The organism is Arthrobacter sp. efr-133-TYG-118 (assembly GCF_030209755.1).
In the GTDB taxonomy this organism is placed as follows: domain Bacteria; phylum Actinomycetota; class Actinomycetes; order Actinomycetales; family Micrococcaceae; genus Arthrobacter.
This window is the reverse complement of the sequence record NZ_JARVRH010000031.1, coordinates 41,759-61,924: the sequence shown is the minus strand read 5'-3', so window position 1 is coordinate 61,924 and position 20,166 is coordinate 41,759. Positions and strand designations below refer to the sequence as shown.

14 protein-coding genes are annotated in these 20,166 nt (G+C 62.5%); 6 read left to right on the top strand and 8 right to left on the bottom strand.

The annotated features are described in order from the left end of the window. The first annotated feature begins 70 nt into the window (after positions 1 to 70). Both QRN59_RS21515 and QRN59_RS21510 read left to right on the top strand, forming a co-directional pair. Positions 71 to 1,567 (top strand): glycoside hydrolase family 43 protein, encoded by a 1,497-nt coding sequence (locus QRN59_RS21515; protein WP_284984485.1) that lies wholly within the window; start codon positions 71 to 73, stop codon positions 1,565 to 1,567. A gap of 43 nt (positions 1,568 to 1,610) precedes the next feature. Beyond that, complete coding sequence (locus QRN59_RS21510) at positions 1,611 to 2,621, top strand: alpha/beta hydrolase (RefSeq protein WP_284984484.1); 1,011 nt, start codon at positions 1,611 to 1,613, stop codon at positions 2,619 to 2,621. A gap of 53 nt (positions 2,622 to 2,674) precedes the next feature. Here the strand turns inward: QRN59_RS21510 and QRN59_RS21505 are convergent, their stop codons facing one another. From QRN59_RS21505 to QRN59_RS21495, 3 genes are all read right to left on the bottom strand, one after another. Then, positions 2,675 to 2,878 (bottom strand): hypothetical protein, encoded by a 204-nt coding sequence (locus tag QRN59_RS21505; protein ID WP_284984483.1) that lies wholly within the window; start codon positions 2,876 to 2,878, stop codon positions 2,675 to 2,677. 59 nt (positions 2,879 to 2,937) lie between these two features. Further along, positions 2,938 to 4,314 carry an MFS transporter gene (locus tag QRN59_RS21500; protein WP_284984482.1) on the bottom strand — a complete coding sequence of 459 codons (1,377 nt, stop codon included), beginning with the start codon at positions 4,312 to 4,314 and terminating at the stop codon, positions 2,938 to 2,940. A 131-nt stretch (positions 4,315 to 4,445) separates the two neighbouring features. Next, entirely contained in the window at positions 4,446 to 6,257 is a 1,812-nt protein-coding gene (locus QRN59_RS21495; RefSeq protein WP_284984481.1) for a flavin-containing monooxygenase, read from the bottom strand. 133 nt (positions 6,258 to 6,390) lie between these two features. Between QRN59_RS21495 and QRN59_RS21490 the strand changes: the two genes are divergently transcribed. Next, complete coding sequence (locus tag QRN59_RS21490; protein WP_284984480.1) at positions 6,391 to 6,861, top strand: MarR family winged helix-turn-helix transcriptional regulator; 471 nt, start codon at positions 6,391 to 6,393, stop codon at positions 6,859 to 6,861. 111 nt (positions 6,862 to 6,972) lie between these two features. Here the strand turns inward: QRN59_RS21490 and QRN59_RS21485 are convergent, their stop codons facing one another. Together QRN59_RS21485 and QRN59_RS21480 are read right to left on the bottom strand one after the other, a co-directional pair. Beyond that, positions 6,973 to 7,194: a hypothetical protein gene (locus tag QRN59_RS21485; RefSeq protein WP_284984479.1), complete on the bottom strand. Its 222-nt coding sequence runs from the start codon at positions 7,192 to 7,194 to the stop codon at positions 6,973 to 6,975. 437 nt (positions 7,195 to 7,631) lie between these two features. After that, on the bottom strand, positions 7,632 to 8,633 hold the full coding sequence (locus QRN59_RS21480) for an alpha/beta hydrolase (protein WP_284984478.1): 1,002 nt from the start codon (positions 8,631 to 8,633) through the stop codon (positions 7,632 to 7,634). Positions 8,634 to 8,860: 227 nt separating this feature from the next. Between QRN59_RS21480 and QRN59_RS21475 the strand changes: the two genes are divergently transcribed. Then, entirely contained in the window at positions 8,861 to 10,543 is a 1,683-nt protein-coding gene (locus QRN59_RS21475; RefSeq protein ID WP_350225256.1) for a CocE/NonD family hydrolase, read from the top strand. A 133-nt stretch (positions 10,544 to 10,676) separates the two neighbouring features. On the opposite strand, the gene QRN59_RS21470 is transcribed toward QRN59_RS21475, so the two are convergent. After that, on the bottom strand, positions 10,677 to 12,305 hold the full coding sequence (locus QRN59_RS21470) for a DUF5597 domain-containing protein (RefSeq protein WP_284984477.1): 1,629 nt from the start codon (positions 12,303 to 12,305) through the stop codon (positions 10,677 to 10,679). A gap of 298 nt (positions 12,306 to 12,603) precedes the next feature. Between QRN59_RS21470 and QRN59_RS21465 the strand changes: the two genes are divergently transcribed. After that, a complete protein-coding gene (locus tag QRN59_RS21465; RefSeq protein ID WP_284984476.1) occupies positions 12,604 to 15,078 on the top strand; it encodes a glycoside hydrolase family 2 TIM barrel-domain containing protein in 2,475 nt (824 codons plus the stop codon). Here the strand turns inward: QRN59_RS21465 and QRN59_RS21460 are convergent. Further along, complete coding sequence (locus tag QRN59_RS21460; RefSeq protein ID WP_284984475.1) at positions 15,063 to 15,665, bottom strand: TetR/AcrR family transcriptional regulator; 603 nt, start codon at positions 15,663 to 15,665, stop codon at positions 15,063 to 15,065. The genes QRN59_RS21465 and QRN59_RS21460 overlap by 16 nt on opposite strands. A 272-nt stretch (positions 15,666 to 15,937) precedes the next feature. Here QRN59_RS21460 and QRN59_RS21455 point away from each other — a divergent pair, with 272 nt between their 5' ends. Beyond that, the gene (locus QRN59_RS21455; protein WP_284984474.1) at positions 15,938 to 17,650 is read left to right on the top strand and encodes a glycoside hydrolase family 3 protein; all 1,713 of its coding nucleotides are present in this window, start codon (positions 15,938 to 15,940) and stop codon (positions 17,648 to 17,650) included. 139 nt (positions 17,651 to 17,789) lie between these two features. Here the strand turns inward: QRN59_RS21455 and QRN59_RS21450 are convergent, their stop codons facing one another. Continuing rightward, on the bottom strand, positions 17,790 to 20,144 hold the full coding sequence (locus QRN59_RS21450) for a glycoside hydrolase family 3 N-terminal domain-containing protein (RefSeq protein ID WP_284984473.1): 2,355 nt from the start codon (positions 20,142 to 20,144) through the stop codon (positions 17,790 to 17,792). Positions 20,145 to 20,166: the final 22 nt, after the last annotated feature.

Below are 20,166 nucleotides of genomic sequence, written 5' to 3'. Positions count from 1 at the left end.
GCGCCGGTCAAGTCGACAGCAAAGGAATGCACATGGCTGACTCAAGCCCCTCCGTCAGGGCGAACTCCCAATGAACAATCCGATCATCCCCGGCTTCTATCCCGACCCGTCGATTTGCCGAGTCGGCGATCGCTACTTCATCGCCAACTCGAGCTTCGAGTACTTCCCCGGCGTGCCGATCTCGACGAGCAGCGACCTGGTGCACTGGCGCCAGATTGGCAGTGCGCTCGATCGCTCGACGCAGATGCCTTTTCACGCGGGTGAGGCGAATAGCGGAATCTACGCGCCCACCCTCCGCTACCACAATGACCGGTTCTGGTTAGTCACCACGAACCTCGTGGAGGTCCGTCGCGGGCACCTGATCGTCTCTGCCGAAAACCCTGCCGGCCCCTGGACGGACCCGGTCTACGTCGCGGGCACCCTCGGCATCGACCCTGATCTCGCATGGGACGAGGACGGCACCTGCCACCTGACTTGGGCATCTTTCGCTCCCGATTTGCACGGCATTGTCAGCGCGCCGGTAGACCCGCTTTCCGGGACGCTACTCGCACCTCCGCGCCGGCTGTGGGCGGGAAGTGGTCTCGCCAGCGCGGAGGGCCCGCACCTGTACCGCATCGCGGACTGGTGGTATCTCCTCTTGGCCGAAGGCGGTACCGAACGTGGACACGCCGTCACGGTCGCCCGTGCCCGCACTCTCGACGGACCGTTCGAGGCCGCCCCGTCCAACCCGATCCTCAGCCACCGGAGCATCAACCACCCGGTCCAGAACACCGGGCACGCTGACCTCGTCGAGCTTGCCGACGGTTCTTGGGCGATGGTATATCTCGGGGTCAGGACCCGCGGGCAAACACCGCGCTTCCACGTTAACGGTCGCGAAACCTTCCTGGCCGGCATCGACTGGATCGACGGTTGGCCGCGCGTCGACGAAGACCGTTTCCCAGTCGAACCCGCCGATACCACCTTCATCGACCGCTTCAGCGGCAGCGCGCTCGATCCTCGCTGGATCGCCCCGGGCGCACCACCGGAATCGTTCGCCGGGCTCGGGGGTAATGGCTGTCTGTCGCTAACTGCGCCTACCGAAGGCGCACCGGATCGCCTATTGGGCTTCCGTGCGCGTGACGCCTCGTGGATCGCTACAGCTCGCCTGCGCCCCGGAGCCGGCGCAGTGCGGTTACTCGTCCGTCTCGACGGCGCGCACTGGTACGGCATCAGCGTGGACGCCGAGTCAGTCGAAGCGACCCTCCGCATCGGGCCCGCGACAACGACGACACGCGTCCCCCGTCCCTCTGGCGACTCAGTGACGCTGAGGATCACCGCGACGGAACCAGCACGCTCGTCCTACGGGCTTGAAGCCGACCAACCCGACCTGATCGAACTCGCCGTCGTCCGCGAGGACGGCTCCATCGACGCTCTGGCGAGTGCCGACGGCCGCTATCTCTCAACCGAAGTTGCCGGAGGGTTCACCGGCCGCGTCATTGGCCTGCAACCCCTCAGCGGAACGATCGTGGTCGACGAGGTCCGTTACCTCCCGGGCACCGCAACACAACCTTCGGGCGCCAGCGACTGACCCGCCGCCGCCTTGAACCCCCACCCAGAACGGAGAATCTCACATGACTAATTCGCAAACCAGGTCCCCAGGTGCTCTTCCTGCGCCCATTCCGATTCCGACGACGATCAGCGCCGAGGCGCAGGCAATGCTATTGGCGATGGAACAGATTCCCAAGCAACCTCAGCCCGTGCCGGAAGACGTCGAGGGCTGGCGGGCCCTCGTTGCGGTCGCCGCGGATGAAAGTCCGGAGACCGTCGAGGCAGTTGCGCTCGTGACTACCGCCTCCGTGGTTACGGATGTGGCCGTGGCCGTCGAACCGCGAGAGGCAGGCGGCGCCAAATACTTCGTCGCGACACCGGACAACACTGCGACGGACGATGATCGCGTCCTTCTCTTCATTCACGGTGGCGGGTTCACGTTCGGCGCGGGCCCGGTAGCCCACCGCTCCACGGAGCTCGTCGCCGGCTGCTACGGCGTACGCACATGGGGAATGGACTATCGGCAACTTCCCGACGATCCATTCCCGGCGGGGCTCGATGATTGCATGGCGGTTTACCGTCAACTCCTCACCGAGCACCGTGCCGAATCGATCGCGATCGCCGGGCAGTCGGGGGGCGCGAACCTCACGGCCGCGCTCCTTCTCCGCGCGCGCGACGAGGGCCTCCCCCTGCCCGCCGCCGTCGGCCTGATCTCGCCACCGGCCGACCTCACCCAGTCGGGCGACACCTACCAGACAAATGGCTTCACTATTCCGCAAGGCGGGCTAACGAACATGGCCCGCTTCTATGCGGGCGGATACGAGCTGGACCACCCGTACGTCTCGCCACTCTTCGGGACCTACTCGTCCGACTTCCCTCCGACTATCCTCACCGCTGGAACTCGCGACTTCCTTTTGTCCGACACGGTGCGACTTCATCGCAAGCTGCTCCACGCTGGCGTCCGGGCTGAACTCCACGTTTGGGAAGGTGCACCGCACGGCATGTTCATGGGCCGCGCCCCCGAGGATCGCGAGCAGGTCGCTCAGGTCCGCCGTTTTCTCGAAGACGCATGGTCCGCGGCAGCGCGCGCTTGATCATGGAACGGACTCGCGGAGCCCTGGAGTATCGCAACCGCCTCGCAGCGTGACTAGTACCGGAAGACCGTCGCCGATCGGCGACGGTCTTCCCTGCCTGAATCGAGGCTTTCAGGACGAACTACTTCGGCGCGATCATCCTCGGCGAGTTCGCGGGCTGACCTGGAAAAGACCGTCAGGCGCTCGTTGAGCCCTGGGTCGTCCCATTCGAACGTGCCCGTCCGCCAGATCCGTTCGAGGTCGTGTGCTCGAGGCACTCCAAGATGTTCCCCACTCCCGCGGTGCTTTATCGCAATGCCTTAGTCGCACGCGGCGCCTAGCGAGTGCCTTTCACCTTGAAGACCACGATGGCGCCGCCAACTAGCGTAAACGCGGCCGCGATGACGTAGAGCAAGGTGTAGTTCTTGTCGCTACCCGTCACGCCGATCAGAAGGATGGCTGGTGCGAGCACGGGTGCAATTGCCTGCGCCAAGCTCGTCGAGAATCCATTGATTCCCATGAAGCGTCCGGCATCCGTGTCGCGCTCCGGCAGCACGTCGAGGAGCAGTGCCTGATCGACAGCCGAGAACGCCCCAAGACCCACGTTTGTGATCATTGTGCCAACCAAGATCGTTGTCAGATCAGAGCTGAAAGCCATTAGTAACGCGCCGATGGTGAACAGCACCCCGGCAGCGAGGACGAACACACGGCGCCGCTTGAGTCGATCGGAGAGGAACCCTCCACCCAGCGCACCAACGGCTGCCGCGAGCACGCCGCCCAAGCCCAGAATCGCGACAAATGGGGCGAAGTCCGCAATGGTGCCGCCGGTTCGGCTCGTGATGAAGAAGAGCGTGAAGGTCGTATTGAAGGTGACGCCAAAGTTGAAGAGCAGACGCGCAAGCCAGTTCCAGGAAAAATCTTTGTACTTGCGAGGCGAGTACAAATACTTGCGAAGCACTGAGCCGAACCTCCCGGAAGGAGCGGCGAGTTCTCGCGTATCGGGGTCCTTCACGACCAAGACGAACAACAGGATCCCGACCACACCGAATGCCCCTGGGACCAGGAAGAGGAGATAGCTATTTGCTACGAGCGTCGATGCAATTCCTGCGCCAAGCACAGGCGCTACCATCTGGGTGAAACCAACGAGTCCTGCCACCCGCCCACGCTGCTCCTCGGGGAGCTTGTCTGCCTGGACGACAGTCAGGATCACCAAAACGGTTCCCCAACCGAGCTGAGCCAGGCACCATCCGATGCCGAGTTCGACGATGTTCGTGGCCGCCGCCATGACGAACAACGAAACCGTGCCGACAACCGCTCCGCCGATCAAGAAGGGGTTCCGGCGTCCGAAACGCGAGCGCGTCCGATCACTCCAAATTCCAACTAATGGACCGGCGAGCACAGGCACTGCAGCTCCGATACCGACGATGAATCCCAGATATTCCTCATGCGCCGGCTCCAGGGCCTGAACGCGGATCGCGAGCGAAATTGCGATCGGAGCAACGAGGGCCACAAAGCCGCCGAACGTGGCAATGACGATCATCCAGACGTAGAGACCGCTCACGCGCGACCGCACCGTGGGGGCGCTCGTGGTCTCGACGGGCACGCGCTCGGCCACTGCCGCCGCCGTGCGCCCCAGGACATTTTCGTCGACGTACTGCGGGGCGAGGTCGAAGACCGGTTTGCCATCCGAGGAATCGGGTGTGGACGGTTTCATGAGATCCTCCTTGATCTGTGGAGCGCGCCTGCAAATCGCGAATGGCCCAACAATAACATGAAATTCGCGCAGTAGCGGGACTTTCGCCGGTCCAATCAATTCAGCCATCAGGAACGCCTCACTCAGCAGGCTCAGGGCACCAGAACTTCGCTCAAACTTTCGTCCCGCCACTGTGACAGGAGCCTGTGGAAGGCCACAGGTCCGGGACCATATGAGGTCATGGGCGATGGTGCGCCTTCCCGGTTGTAGTAGCCCGGCGTGCATTCGACCTTGAAGTCGTAGTTGTCCAAGGCGTTCTCCTGAATGACCTGATCCCAGAGAGCTTCGGCTTCGGCGGAGGGCTCGACATAGCTGGCTCCTGCTTCTCGAGCACCGGCAACGACAGCCGCTATGTGAGCTGCTTGCTCCTGCAGGATGTGTGCATAATTCACTGAGTTGGCATTCTGCAGGGATCCAAGATGGAAGAGGTTTGGAAATCCGTGGCTGAAAAAGCCGTGCAGGGTCCTTGGCCCCCGGGACCATGCTTCCAACAGTGGCTGGTCGTTGCGCCCATTAACGGGGAGCGTTCCGGAAACGGCTCCTGACACTCCAACTTCGAATCCCGTGGCAAAGATTACGCAGTCAACCTCATACTCCGTGTCACCGACGACGATTGAGTTTTCCGTCATCCGTGTGATCCCGCCAAAGTCGGCGGTATCCACGAGCCTGACATTGGAGCGGTTGAAGGCTTGGAGGTAACTGTCGCTGAAGCAAGGACGCTTGCACATATAGCGATACCAGGGTTTGAGGAGTTCCGCGGTGCTCGGGTCAATGACTATCTGATCCACCCTGGCCCGGATCTGGTTCATCTTCTGGAAATCGATGATCTCGTCGAGTCGCTCGCGCTCCTCATCGGACAATGTGGTGTGGAACGCTCCGGTGATCATCTTGCGCTGCAACCGCGCCGTGGAGGTCCAGCCATCCTGGACCAAGTCTTCCTTAGCTTGTTCACCGGACACCATCGCGAGAAAGTTCTCCATCCGCGCCTGCTGCCACCCCGGCGTCAGGGATTCAACCCACGCCGGTTCAGTGGGGTGGTTGTCGCGGCGATCCACAGTGGAGGGCGTCCGCTGGAAAACCAACAAGTGCGCGGCATCCTCAGCGACCTTCGGGATTACCTGTACCCCCGTCGCCCCCGTGCCGATCACGGCCACCTTCTTGTCCGCCAGCTTGTGCAAGTTCCCTTCCTGATTTCCGCCTGTGTAGTCGTAATCCCACCTGCTGGTGTGGAAAGTATGACCGCGGAACGAATCGATTCCGGGAATGCCAGGAAGCTTGGGCTGGGTCAGGGTCCCTGAGGATGCAATGACATAGCGAGCTCGCATCCGGTCACCACGGTCCGTTTCCACGATCCACTCCATTGCCGGTTCGTCCCATTTGAGGCTCGTCACCCGCGTCTGAAAGACCGCGTCTCGATACAGATCAAAGCGCTTAGCGATGGCGACAGCATGTTGGCGAATCTCCTCGCCGGGTGCATAACGCATCGTCGGGATGTACCCCACTTCTTCGAGCATGGGCATGTAGACGTAGGACTCGATGTCACAATGGATCCCCGGATACCGATTCCAGTACCAAGTCCCGCCAAAGTCCCCCGCTTCGTCCATCATCCGGATGGATTCAAAGCCCGCCTGGCGCAATCGCGCGCCTGACACCAGCCCTCCGAAACCTCCTCCGATGACCAGCACTTCCACCGAATCAGTCAACCGGTCCCGCTCCGTGCGGGGGGTGTAGGGATCGGCGGCATAGTATCCGAACTCCCCTGCCGCCCGGTGGTACTGTGCAGATCCGTCTGGGCGGATGCGTCGGTCCCGCTCTGCCTTGTACTTTGCCCGCAGCGCATCCACATACGCTTCTCCCCCTTCCAAACCGTCAAGTGCCGTTGACTCCGTGCGAATCGTGGTCATGGTCTTTTCCTCGCTTCGATTTATCCGTCTTGGCCCCGAACCGGCTGCCGATAGTTAGTCAACCATTAGAAGGTTAGGATCAAGCTAAGCATCTAATCTGAGAAAAGTCTGACAATTGGAATACGGTTGGGGAATGACAAAGGAGACAGACCGGCTCGAGCGGGATCGCCTGCTACAACACCTTGAGGAGATCTCCGCGTCCTTCGAGACCATGGCGCTCCCCTCAGTCGTGGGACCGCTGCGTTCGATCGAACTGACCATCCAGCAAATGAAAGTACTCATGGTCATAGCAACCACTGAAGACGGCACGAACGGTCGCGTCCTGTCAGAGTCATTCGACGTTTCCCTGGCATCTATGTCCGGGCTGCTGGACAGACTTGCGGCGCAAGGCATGCTTGTCCGATCCTTGGATCCCGAGGACGGCAGGGTTCGAAAAGTGCATGTCACACCCAAGGGGCGCGCAATGCTGCGCAGCCTTATGGCCGCCCGCCCGGAATTCAGCCCGGACATTCTGGCGCTCCTCGACCTGGAGGATCTCAAGGCCCTCGAACAAGGTCTGCGGGCCATCATGGCGAAAATGCTTTGGCTCAGCGGGCAGGGATGAGGTAGCTGGGCGGCTGACTGAATCCCAACCTGCCTTGCCTCACTACATGAGCGGCGGAGCCGACTGTTCGTTCCGGAATGGCATGCACGATCGTCGGCGTTCCTTGTACTATCAGTTTCGTCTTGCGTGGTCACGTTCGCGGGTGAGGCCGAACGGCACGTCGTGGGACAGTGCGACGGAAAACCAATCGAAGTCGTGGCGAGTGACGAGAACTCCACGAGTACCGTTCCCGACTGCTTCGAAGTAGGCTTCCGCAACCGCAGCGTCAAGCTTTTCGTACATCTCAGTCCTGCATTTAACGCGGAAGTCCGCGATAATCTGATTCGCTTGCATGCTTGCTTCCTCTTGGAGTAGTCCGTATTGGTTGGCGATAAGAAAATGATGACGTCAGGCTTATTTGCCCGTTAGTGCTTGAGCGGTCGAAGGAAGTGGTGGATCGCTGCTGGTCATCTATTTTGCGGTAGACGTGTGCGGCCACGAGGCTTGACTCGCTCCCGACAGGCCATGAATGGGGTGGACAGGGCATGGTCGCCTCGGCGGGACCTCGTGGTTCGGACGAAAGGAGCCTCGCGTAAGTTCCCGGCTGATTGATGACAAGTCGCCGCGAAGCCACGCCGTCGAGAGCCAGCCAGAGGATTGATCCGTCCGGCATTGCTGCTTCGACCCGCCCGACATCTACAACCTTGTTGCGTTCGTATATCTGGACGTATCGGCCGGTGAGTTCAACCCAGTCATCAACTGGTTGCCACGGGAAATCCGACGCAGACATATCATCTCCGCCTTCCGGTGAAAGCCCTGTCGAAGAAGCGTCGAACCTGGGCGACGACCGCGTGGTCTTCTGGCGCCTGACCGGCAAAGATGCCGTGCACGGCTGCTTCGAACACGTGCAACTCGGCGTCGACACCCGCATCCAGGAGCGCCCGGTGCATCCGTACGGTGTCGGAGAGCAGGAAATCGCGCGTTCCGGTCACGAGCAGCGTGGGCGGCCAGTCCGCGGCGAACTCACCATATAGGGGCGAAAGCAGCGGATCGCTAGGGTCCGCGCTGCCGGCATAGAGGGCGAGCGCTCCGGAGAAGTCCGAGCCGTTTCCGAAATCGTTCACGCTGAGGCTGTCACCAGACATCGTGAGGTCAACACCAGGGCAGTTGAGGACCAGGCCGGCGGGGAGGGGGAGGCCCTCCATCTGGGCGCGCAACAGCACCGACGCGGCGAGATTACCTCCCGCGGACTGGCCGCCGATGATGATGGAAGCAGGATCGTGCGTCTCGAGCAACAGGCGGTACGCTTCGACGCAGTCGTCGAGCCCAGCAGGGAACGGGTGGTCGGGAAGCAGTCGGTAATCGATCGTCCAGGTCGTGATGCCGTGCGAACCGGCCACCAGCCCTGCGGAGAGCCTCGCGGCGAGGCCGCCCCCGTCAGTGAACCCGCCGCCGTGGATCGCGAAGTACACCCGCCCGTCCGCGCTGGAGAGCTCTTCAGGGACTCCGACGTAGACAGTCGAATACGAGAGGGCGATCTCGCGTGTTTCCGTTGCTGCACCCGTGTCCACCGAACCGGTGGTGGCCAGCGCTATCGCGTAGGCCGCCTCCGGTGTCTGCCGGCTGGCCTGAACAGCCCGCCATGCGTCGAGGTTTCCCGGATTGAACGAGGGCATCTCCGGCCTCTTGGACAGCATGTTCAGGATCGCCTGCGCCTGCGGGCTCACTGTGGAGGGCGTCGGGAGTTCTCGCGCCGGGAGTTGCGCCGGCGGGTAGGAAGGATTCTGGGCCATGACTTCTCCATTCTCAACACCGAGCTGCATCGCAAGGTTTCCAGATCATATCGAAAATACACTTGCGATGGCAATTTCGATTAATGAAGGCATCTTGAAACTTCCGCCGTGGCGCGAAATTTGCTAGCGTCTAGCCAGCGCGCCACGAGGGGGTGCTGTGTGAGGAGGAACAAGTGATTGCAGCAGAGGCGCCCGCCTTAGACGGAATCATCGAACAGAGCGATGTGATGGTCTCCATGCGCGACGGAGTCAGACTCCGAACTGACATCTTTTATCCAGAAGGCGGCGGGACATATCCCACCCTTGTCCATCGGTATCCGTACAGCCCGCACGACGGGACCATGAGTATGTTCGCTCGCCTGATCGCGGGCCAGGGTTACGCAGTCGTCGTTCAGAGCACTCGCGGTCGCTACGGTTCCGAGGGCGTGTTCAATCCGCTCCAGTCCGATGTCGAGGATGGCTACGATACCGTCGAATGGGCGGCCGCCGAGTCATGGTCGAACGGCAGAGTGGGGATGTACGGTACCTCATTCGCCGGTATCACCCAATGGCTCGCCGCCATCGCGGGTCCGCCCCACCTCGTGTGCATCGCACCGACGGTGGCTCCCTGGGACGTCGCGCACGGAGGCTTCTACCACTCTCCAGGCATCCTGGCGGTCGGTCTGGCCACCATCTGGAATGCGCAAATGACTGTTTACGAAGCCGAGTCGCGAGGGGCTACCCCGCCGATCCCCGTTTTCGCCGAGGGGGAAAGGATGATGGAAGCTGGCGGACTCGGTGATTCCGAAATGCGCGCGAAGCTCTTCGCAATGCAGCCGGAAGCCGCGCGGGCGCTGATTGACCACCGACCCTTGCGCGACATTCCTGAGTTCCGTGAGTTCGCTGCCTGGTTCCGCGAGTGGTGCGGGCACAGCGACGCGCGAGACAGCTATTGGCAAAGGATCAGCGCCTCCGCGCACGCGGCGAACATCGCGCTGCCCGTGCTGCACATCGCCGGGTGGCATGACTACTTCACCAAGGGAAACTTGGATGCGTTCTCCACCCTGACCCATTTCGCCGACGCAGGCGTCCAGCGCCAGCAGCGGCTGGTAGTCGGTCCTTGGAATCACAGCACCATGCAGCTGCGTCCCGATCCGGGAGCTAACGCTGGCACCTTCTTCGATTTCAGCCCGGAAGGACCGACCATGCGGTTCTTCTCGCACTACCTGAAGGGAGAACTCCCGGACTACGAGCAGGAACCGCCCGTGCACCTCTATGTCATGGGCGAGAACACCTGGCGTGAAGAGAAAGAATGGCCCCTCGCCCGCACGGTCTGGACGCCGTACTACCTCCGTGCGGAGGGGCGCCTGACTCCGGACGCGCCGAGAGTAGAAGACCCGGACTATTTCACATACGACCCGGCTCATCCCGCCCCGGGACCGATCGCCCAAGGGGCAGTCTACGGCGACGCCGTCGACCTCGACGCGCTGCCCGAACGCGAGGACGTGCTCGTCTACGAGACGGAGCCGTTTGACCGTCCCGTCGAGATCACCGGACCGGTCACGGTTGAGCTTTGGGCTGCCAGTGATGCACCGAGCACGGATTTCACCGCCTCACTCGTCGAGGTCTTCGAGGACGGCACGACGGTTCTGCTGTGCCAAGGCATTGTTCGAACCAGCCACGACGGTATCCCCAGCGTTCCAGGAGCGGCGTATCGATACGAGATCGATCTCGTGGCGACGAGCGTGCTCCTCGGGGCCGGCCACCGCCTCCGGCTCGACCTGTCCTCGAGCATCTATCCGACCTTCGAGCTCAACCCGAATACGGGGAAGCGAATCACAGAAAGTGCCGAGACAGCGGTGGCCGCTCAGACCGTGTTCCATGATTCCGTGCATCCGTCTCGACTGATCCTGCCGATCATTCCGCGCTGAACGGCGCTGTCGAGCGGTCCGGCCGGTTTGCCGGACCGCTCGACAGCAGTCACTTGAGGAGACTCCGTGGCAAGCCGTGGTTCACCGAGACGTCGAAGGGACTCGTGCGCGGGCTACCGTGGAGGACGGGAGCTCAATAGGAGTACGTGCGCACCTTCAGGATCGCCGTCGCCTCCGTGAAAGGTGGGATCGGGAAGATCGACGGCAAGACCTCGCCTAGAGCGGGCAGCCTGACGCGTGATCCGGACCCGGTCTGATCGCCGTTGAGCTCGCGGACGACAGACCAGCCGTTGCCCAATTCGAGTTCAGTCACAGCCAGGATTCCGATCTTAGTGTCCCCGGAACCGGTGAAGGTAACGACGAACCCACGTCCGACGACGAACAGCTCGCCGGGGCTCGCCTCGACGACGATGCCATACGCAGGGTAAACCGGAACCTGGAACCCGTATGGATCCGCGGTCCCGACGAGCGCGCTGAATCCCTCGAACTCCAGCTCGGTTGTCGGATGGTCGACGTCCAGCATAAAGCCCCGCATGTGCGCGGCCGGGTGCTCGCGTAGGATTTCGCTCACGGCGGTCAGGAGCCGGTAGCCGTCCTTCAGTATCAACTCTTCGTCGGAATCGCGGGTAACTGCGTCCACACCGAACGGTGAGACGCCGACCGCCCGGTGCTCTCCGATCGCACGGAACATATGCGAGACGCCGATGGCGCTCGTCCGCATCTCCGGTATGAACAAGTGGCCGAATGTGGCTCGGTACGAAGCGAAGATGTCGTCGAACTCCCCGAAGTAGACGTCGGGAGAGACGAAATCGAGGGTTGGAGCGCACGCAGCCCACAACCGCGCCACTCGCATGACGGGCCCGCCGCTCGGGTAGATACCCGGCTGCATGCCGCCGGCGACGGCGAGGGCGGATTCCTTGAAACTCTCCGGCAAGTCCAGTTCGATGTCCGAATCCAGCCAGACGTTCGCGAAGAGGGGCACCGGGTTCACCTGACGCCCGGCGCGTGACACCGCTTCGACATAGGTGGCGTATCCCCACGCCATGAATGCTTCTTCGGCGTCGGTTCCCGTCCCGAGGACCTCGCTCCACGAGCCCTCGCGTCGAGCTCCGTTCGACCTCCAGGCGGAGTAAGCAGGCGTCTCCGTCGCCTCGGCAATGGCCGTCACGACCTCGGCGGGAACCGGCTGGGCCCACGCGACGTCTGCTGCCGAAGAGCGGTCACGTGAATCCCCGAGGAGTCCGACCTCGTTCTGAACCTGCACCAGGATTACGCGCCTCGCGACATCAACCCGGTCGATGTGTGCCATAAGCGCGGCGAAGGCGGTGGAATCGGCGAGACGCGATTCCACTCCGAACGGGGACAAATGCTCGATGATTCCGGCGGCACTCGTCCGCGCGCGCACGAAGCGTTCGGTGTCCCGCTTCACCCAATCCGGGGCATAGCTGGACATCCCGTTCTTCCAAGAGGCGAACCAGAGTGGAATTAGCCGGAGATTGGTCCTCGTTGCGGCCTCAAGCATCGCATCGATCAAGGAGAAATCGAACCGGCCTTCAACCGGCTCGAACTGCGCCCAGGACACGGGCGCCAAAACGGTGTTCGCGCCAAGGCTCCGGACATGCCGGAAGCCGGTATCGATCGCTTCGGCAGTACTGGAACTTGAGTTGTGCAGTTCCCCGCCCACGACGATGAAAGGATCGCCGTCGATCAGAAGGCCGGTTTCGGCGAGTTCGACGGCGGGGCGCGTGAGCTGTGGTGTCATGACTGACCTCTCGGACTGCGTGGTTGGAGGCGAAGAAGAATCGTCGGTGGCGGCGGGGCTGGTAAAGCCTTTCAGAACTCTACGGACGACAACAGAAACAGTATCCAATTCTGTTTCTTGGCGCAAAGACAACCGAAGACCAAGAACGGCCTTCGACCAGCAATTGCGGCCGCGACGCCTCGGACCGGCAGGAGAGCGCGAGGAACGTTTCGTAAACAATTGAATTTCGCGTTCCGATGGTACTTTAGAGCAGGACCATCTAAGGTCCACCAGACCATCTGCGACAAGGGAGTTACGCATGACCGAAATCTCATTCAACGACGGGTGGAGCGTTCGGCCGAAGAGCAGCATTTTCGCCGAACTGGGCGGCCCAGCCCCGGCTGCCGAGGCCGTCCGGCTTCCACACGACGCCCTCATCAAGGCAGAACGCGCGGCAACCGGTACCTCCGGTGCCCCGGGTGGCTACTTCCCGAGCGCGGCAGTCGAGTACTCAAAGACCTTCGACGTTCCCGAGGAATATCGAAGTAAGCGCCTGGCGGTACTGTTCCAGGGCGTATACCGCGACGCCATGGTCTACGTGAACGGGATCTTCGCAGCCCAGCGGCCCAATGGCTACTCGACCTTCGTCGTTCCGCTCGACCCTTATCTCCAGTACGGGTCGGCAAACACGATCCGGGTCGAAGCACGTGCCCACAACGACTCGCGCTGGTACACCGGAGTGGGAATCCACCGGGACACCAAGCTCTTCGTCACCGACCTCGTCCATGTCGCCGTCGACGGGGTTCGGGTCACTACGCCCGACATCGACGCCCGTCGCGCCGTAGTCGAGGTCGCCACGACCGTGCAGAACGACGGAATCGACACCCGGCATGTTTCGGTCACGACGAATGTCCATGATGCGGAGGGGGCCGTCGTCGCAAGCGACATCGCACCGGTCACCTTGCGCGCGGGCACGTCGGCTGTTGCCCATCAGCGCCTCTACGTACGGCAGCCCAAACTCTGGAATGTCGATTCCCCTTCGCTATACACCGCCACCTCGATGATCACCGGCACCGACGAGATCCTCGATGAGCGCGAGACCACGTTTGGCATCCGCACTCTTCAGCTCGATCCCGAGGACGGTCTGCGCATCAACGGCGTAACCACAAAGCTGCGGGGCGCGTGCATCCACCACGACAACGGGATCATCGGCGCCGCCACGATCGGCCGCGCCGAAGAACGGCGCGTTCAGATCCTCAAAGAGGCGGGCTTCAACGCCATTCGAAGCGCCCACAACCCCATCAGCCAAGCAATGCTCAACGCCTGCGATCGGCACGGGATGCTCGTCATGGACGAGACCTTTGACATGTGGGCCGAGAGCAAGTCGCCCTTCGACTACTCCCTGGCGTTCCCAGAATGGTGGGAACGCGACGTCGAAGCAATGGTCGCCAAGGACATCAACCACCCCAGCGTAATCTTCTACGCCATCGGCAACGAGATCCCAGAAACCGGCACCCCCCTCGGCTCCGGCTGGGGACGGAAGCTCGCAGAGAAGATACGCTCGCTCGACAACACCCGCTTCGTAACCAACGGCATCAACGGATTCGTGTCCGTCATGCCGGACGTGGTCACGATGATGAAGCAGCAAGACGAAGGGGCCGAACCCGGTGGGGTCAACACGGCCATGAGCCAGCCAGGTGACTTCATGAACATGATCAGCGCCTCTCCCTTGGTCACAGAGAAGACAGCGGAGTCGTTCTCCGTGCTTGACGTGGCTGGCATGAACTACGGCGACGGAAGGTACGTCCTCGACCGCGAGCTCTTCCCCAACCGCATTATCGTGGGAACCGAAACGTTTCCTGGCCGCATCAACGTGAACTGGCGTCTCGTCGAGGAGAACACGCACGTCATCGGAGACTTCACCTGGACCGGCTGGGACTACCTCGGCGAAGCGGGAATCGGCCGGATGCAGTATCTGGACGGCAACGAGCAACCGCAGTTTGGCGCCCCATACCCCTGGCTGCTCGCCTGGTGCGGGGACATCGACATCACCGGTTACCGTCGGCCCGCCTCCTACTACCGGGAGACGGTCTTCGGCCTGCGTCACGAGCCCTATATTGCCGTACAGCGACCAGAGTTCCACGACCGAAACCGCCAGCCAGGCCAGTGGACCTGGTCGGACTCCATCGCGAGTTGGAGTTGGGCGGTTCCAGAAGGCTCCCCCGTCACGGTCGAGGTATACAGCGACGCCGACGAGGTGGAACTCCTGCTGAACGGCAGGTCGGTTGGGCGCGCTCCCACCGGTCGCGAAAACGCGTACCGCGCAGAGTTCGAGCTGCGGTACGAACCCGGCGAGCTTGCCGCCGTCGGCTACGTGGGTTCGAGGGAACACGCGCGCACGATCCTTCGCTCCGCATCCGACGAATTCCAACTCGACGTCCGTGCGGACCGAATCGAGCTGAACGACGATGACAGCGATCTGGCGTTCGTAGCCATCGAACTGCGCGATGACGAGGGAGTTCTCGCGACGCACGTTGAGCGCAAGGTCTCCGTGGAGGTCACCGGCTCCGGCGTACTACAAGCCCTCGGCAGCGCGCGCCCCGACCCCGTCGACCCCTACGATGGCAACTGGCACAGCACCTTCGACGGACGCCTTCTGGCCGTCGTGCGCCCAACGGGACCTGGCCCGATCACGATTCGGACGACAGCAGAAGACGCCGACACCGTGACGACCACTCTGTATGTATTGGCACAGAATGTCGGCCGGCCGCAACCGGGTCAGGCGGACGGCTGAGAGAGCATCGTCTGCTCCGCAGGCTGCTCGGCTTCGCGCTCGACAGTTGCGGGGCAGACGGTCGCGAGGAAACCCAGTACGGCCGCTTCGACATCGATGCTCCTGTCATAGAGCCACTGCAGTTGCACACCATCAATAAGTCCGATGAAGATCTCCGCGAGCACAATCGGATCCAGCGGCGACTCAAGTTCGCCGGCGCTCTTGATAGATTCGAACGTCTCGGCGATATAGCGGCGGAAGTCGGCATAGCGCTTCGCGTAGTGTGCATGAGCGGGATGATCGGGCGACGTGGCCTCTGCTGAAATGATCGTCCGCAGTTCGATGAGTTCAGGGACCCTGGCGTTGTCGCGCACGACCTGAAGCAGCCCCTTGATCTCGCCACCTTTCCCTTCCAGTGGAAGCAGCAGTGCGGTCTTCCGGTCCCGATATTCGAGGACCTCAAGGAGCAATTCGTCCTTGCTTTTGAAGTGATGCACGAGACCACGCTGACTGATGCCCGCGCGCTCGGCAACGTCTTTCATCGTAGCGCCGCGGAATCCCGATTCAGAGAACACGCTCGTCGCGGCCTCGATAATCCCGACGCGCACCCTCGCGGTCTTAGCGTAGGGTCCCCGCGGTCCGGCCGTTGTCGTCATACTTCCCACAATATCTCCCACTCATCCTTACTGCTGCAGGTGCTTGGACATCGTCCACGAATCCCGGACGATAGGCGCACCCATCGGGCTATACTCAAATTACCATCTTAATGGTATTTTGCCGGTTCGCAGCATTCAACGGAGGTCCTGTGCCCACGCCCCTTTTCCCTTACCAAGACTCGACTGTCTCTATTCCGCAACGAACCGAAGACCTACTGGGGAGGATGAGCGTCGCAGACAAGGTCGGACTGATGTTCCACCCAATGGGCTTCCTCGCCCCACCGGACATACAACTCCCCGGTCTCGGCATCCCTCCTTTGCGTACGATGGTCGAGTGCCAGCGCATCTCCCACGTCAATCTCGTCAACTCGGCCACGACGCCGCGGCAAATCGCCGAGTGGCACAACGAAGTACAGCGGATCGCCGAGGAATCGGCGTGGGGCGTCCCCGTTACGGTCTCCACGGACCCAAGGAACTCCTTTACCGACAATCCCGCCGCCGCCCTGGCTGCCGGTGACTTCTCGCAGTGGCCAGAACCCCTCGGCCTTGGCGCAATCGGGTCGACACAGACCACCCAGGAGTTCGGCGACATAGTTCGCCGTGAATACCTTGCCGTCGGCATCCGGCTCGCCCTCCACCCACAGATCGACCTGGCGACCGACGCGCGATGGGCTCGTGCGAGTGGGACGTTCGGCGCCGACGTGGAACTCACATCCCGTCTGGGAGCCGCCTACGTGCGCGGATTGCAGGGTGAGGTCCTCGGCCCCGACTCCGTCGCCGCGATGATCAAGCATTTCCCCGGGGGCGGCCCCCAGAAGGACGGCGAGGACCCGCACTTCCCGTGGGGCAAGGAGCAGATCTATCCCGGCGGCCGATTCGCGGAGCACCTCAGACCCTTCGAAGTTGCGCTCGCTGCCGGCGCATCCCAGGTCATGCCTTACTACGGCATACCCATCGGGACCGAGCATGAGGAAGTCGGATTCGGATTCAACAAGTCGGTGATCACGGACCTTCTCCGAAACGTGCTTGGCTTCGACGGGATCGTCTGCACTGACTGGAGCATCCTGAGCGACCAGCAGCTCTTCGGTGGACTCGTCGGCGCCCGCGCCTGGGGCGTCGAAGGCCTGACCGTGGGTGACCGTATCGTGAAGGCGTTGGACGCCGGGGTGGATCAGTTCGGTGGCGAACACTGCACGGACGAACTCCTCGCTCTCGTGTCTTCCGGACGCGTTACGGAGGATCGACTGGATGTATCGGCGCGACGGATCCTCCACGAAAAGTTCACTCTCGGCCTGTTCGACGACCAGCGGTACGTCGACGTCGACGCAGCCGACGCCGTCGTCGGGGCCAATGACCTGCTACGGGCCGGCTTCGAGGCCCAGCGCGCCGCGACGACCCTCCTGACGAACAAGACACTTGCGGCCGGTCCAGTGCTGCCTCTCGACCGCGGGATCTCCATCTATGCCGAAGGCATAGATCCTTCAGTAGCCGCCGAGTATGCGGCCGTCGTCGATGATCCCGGCCAGGCCGACGTGGCCATACTCCGGCTGCAGACGCCGTTCGAGCACCGCGAAGGCCCCATTGCGTCGCACTTCCGAGCCGGTTCGCTCAAGTTCACGCCTGACAAGGAGGCTCACGTGCTGGATATCTGTCGAGCAGTTCCAACGGTCCTCGACGTGTTCCTCGAGCGGCCGGCTCTTCTCGCACCGCTCGTGGACGATGCGGCGGCGATCATCGCGAACTTCGGTGCGAGCGACCGCGCCTTGCTGGACGTGCTGTTCGGCGACGCCCAACCCGAGGGTCGGCTCCCCTTCGAGATCCCGTCGTCGACCGAAGCGATCGAAGCGAGCCAACCCGACGTCGCGTCCGACACCACCGATCCTCTTTTCCCGATCGGCCACGGATTGAGCTACGTACGAAGTTCAGTCCGCAGCTGACGGAACGGCGGAAGGTCTGACAGGTGATTTTCGCCGGTTTTTCGAGGATCCTGCAACACGACTGAAGGTGAAGCACAGATCACGCAAAACGCTCGGCTGGGATTTCCCAGCCGAGCGTTTTAGGAGCAGTCGGGTCCCCTCACACCGCGGATCCGTCGATCGCCACCGTCGTCGAAAAGTGGACGTCGGCCGAGCTGAGCGCAGCCATCACCGTGATGTCGCCCGCTTCGATTCCCCGCCGACCGTCCGCCATCGTGTAGTGCAAGCGTTCGATCGGTGCCGTCAGCGTGATGTCCTCGCGTCCGCCCGCAGGAATGCTGACGCGCGCGAACTCGAGGAGTTGCCGGACAGGTCTGACGATGCTCGCGGCTTCGTCACGCGCGTAGACCTGGACGACCGTTTCCCCGTTCAAGTCGCCCGTGTTGATTACCCTGCAACGGACCACCAGCACATCGCCGTCTACGGCGACCCCCGGGCCGAGCGGCTCGATCTTGAAGCTCGAGTATGAAAGCCCGTGGCCGAACGGATACAGCGGATCCTGGACGTCCAGATCGCCATACCCGTGCCTCGTCCCGGTCGGGTGGTCGTAGCCGCTGCCGAAGTGGTGCCCGTGGTAGATCGGGATCTGGCCGACGGTTCGCGGGAACGTACTCGGAAGCTTCCCACTCGGGTTGACCCGTCCGTACAGCGCGTCCGCGATGGCGACGCCGGCCTCCTCCCCAAGCAGAGGAGCCAGGAGCACAGCGCTTGATGCCTCTGCCAAGTCGCGAACGGCGAGCGGACGGCCGGACACCAGAACCGTCACCACCTGTTTTCCCGTCGAGGCGACAGCGTCGATGAGATCGTTCTGATTGCCGGGCAGCATAGGATCAGCCGTCGACTGTCCCTCGCCCGCGGTGTTGTTCCCGACCCAGCCGGTGCGCTCACCGACCACGACGACGACGATGTCGAAGTCTGCGACGGATGAGCCGACAAGGTCGCGGTCGATCTCCTCACCGGACTCGAAGCTGCCCAAAGGTGCGAAGGCGACGGTGGCATCGATGTCCCGGAGCGCGTCGATAACGACGCGCGCTCCCCCGTGGAGTTCGCGTGTCTTCGCCTCGAAGCGGCCCTCGATACCCGGCATTCGCGCCTGGAAGATGTCGGTGAAGTTGAAGGTGGAGGGATCGATCCCGGGGATCTCGCCGTTCCGGAGCGCCATCTGTCCGACCTGCATCTCCATGTTTGAGACCGAGGTGTAGGCACCGAAATGGATGCGTAATTCGTCAGCTGCAGGACCGGTGACGACCACACGCTTTCTCCCCTCGCCAAGAGGCAGCACGCCGTCATTTTTGAGGAGGACCATTCCGCGTTCCGCGATCGAGCGCCTGACTTCCGCGGCCTCCGCGGCGTCGGGCCGAGCGGCCGTCCTCGTCGCCCCCCGCATGTCGGGTAGCAGGCCTACGATCTCCTTGATGCGCAGTACACGGGCGACGGCCAGATCGATGATGTCCTCGCCGACAGTGCCGTTCTCGACCGCGGCGCGGAGATGGCTGAAGTTCGTGTCACCTGGAAGCTCGACGTCCAGGCCCGCTCTGACGGCCTGTGCCGCTGCGTCCTGCTCGCTCTGGGCTGTGTGGTAAATGGTTCTCAGCATGTTGACGGAGTCGTAATCACTGACGACGGCACCCCGGAATCCGAGATGGTTCCGCAACAGTTCGGTCAGCAGCCAGGGGTCGGCCGCCGAGGGCACACCATCGATCTCGTTGTAAGAATTCATCACGATCTCGAGTCCGGCGTCGCGGATAGCCCGGCGGAAAGGCTCTGCGTACTCATCCGCAAGGACCCGGCGGCCCAGCTGCGAGACGGCCTGGTTCAAGCCTCCCTCGGATGCGCCATATCCGACGAAGTGCTTGCCACCCGCGAGAACGGCTGGCCCGGCTCCGGGAGCTTGAACCCCGCGTACGAAGGCGACGGAGATCTGCGCCACCAGCTCTGGGTCCTCCCCATAGGTCTCGTGCACTCGGCCCCAGCGCGGATCTCTTGCGAGATCCATTACCGGCGCGAAGAGCAGGTGCACACCGGCGTCCCGCATATGGGCAGCCGTGACAGCCGACGCGCGTGAGACCAGTCCGGTATCCCAGGTGGCGGCCTGTGCCCACGAGGTAGGAAACTGCGATCCTGAGTCGTGCAGGAAACCGTTGATTCCCTCGTTGTGAACGAGGGCTCCGATACCGAACGGCGTTACTTCGCGAACGCCGTCCTGAATGCGGGCGATGCCGGCCCGCAGGCTGTCTGCCGTGTTCCCAAGGAACCAAGCCATCGAGAGGTGGCCGACTCCGTGCGGCCGGATGCCCGCGAGGCGCTCTGTCGCGAGCCCAAACGGTTCGTCGGGGGAAGTTGGTGGCCCGAACAGGTCAGTGACGAACATCCCTGTGAGCTGTGCGATCTTTTGGTCGAGGTTCAGTCTGCTCAGCAGTGAGAGGACGGTGGCTGAATCGATGGTGTCTGGCATGGGGTTCCTTGGGCTCGGAGGT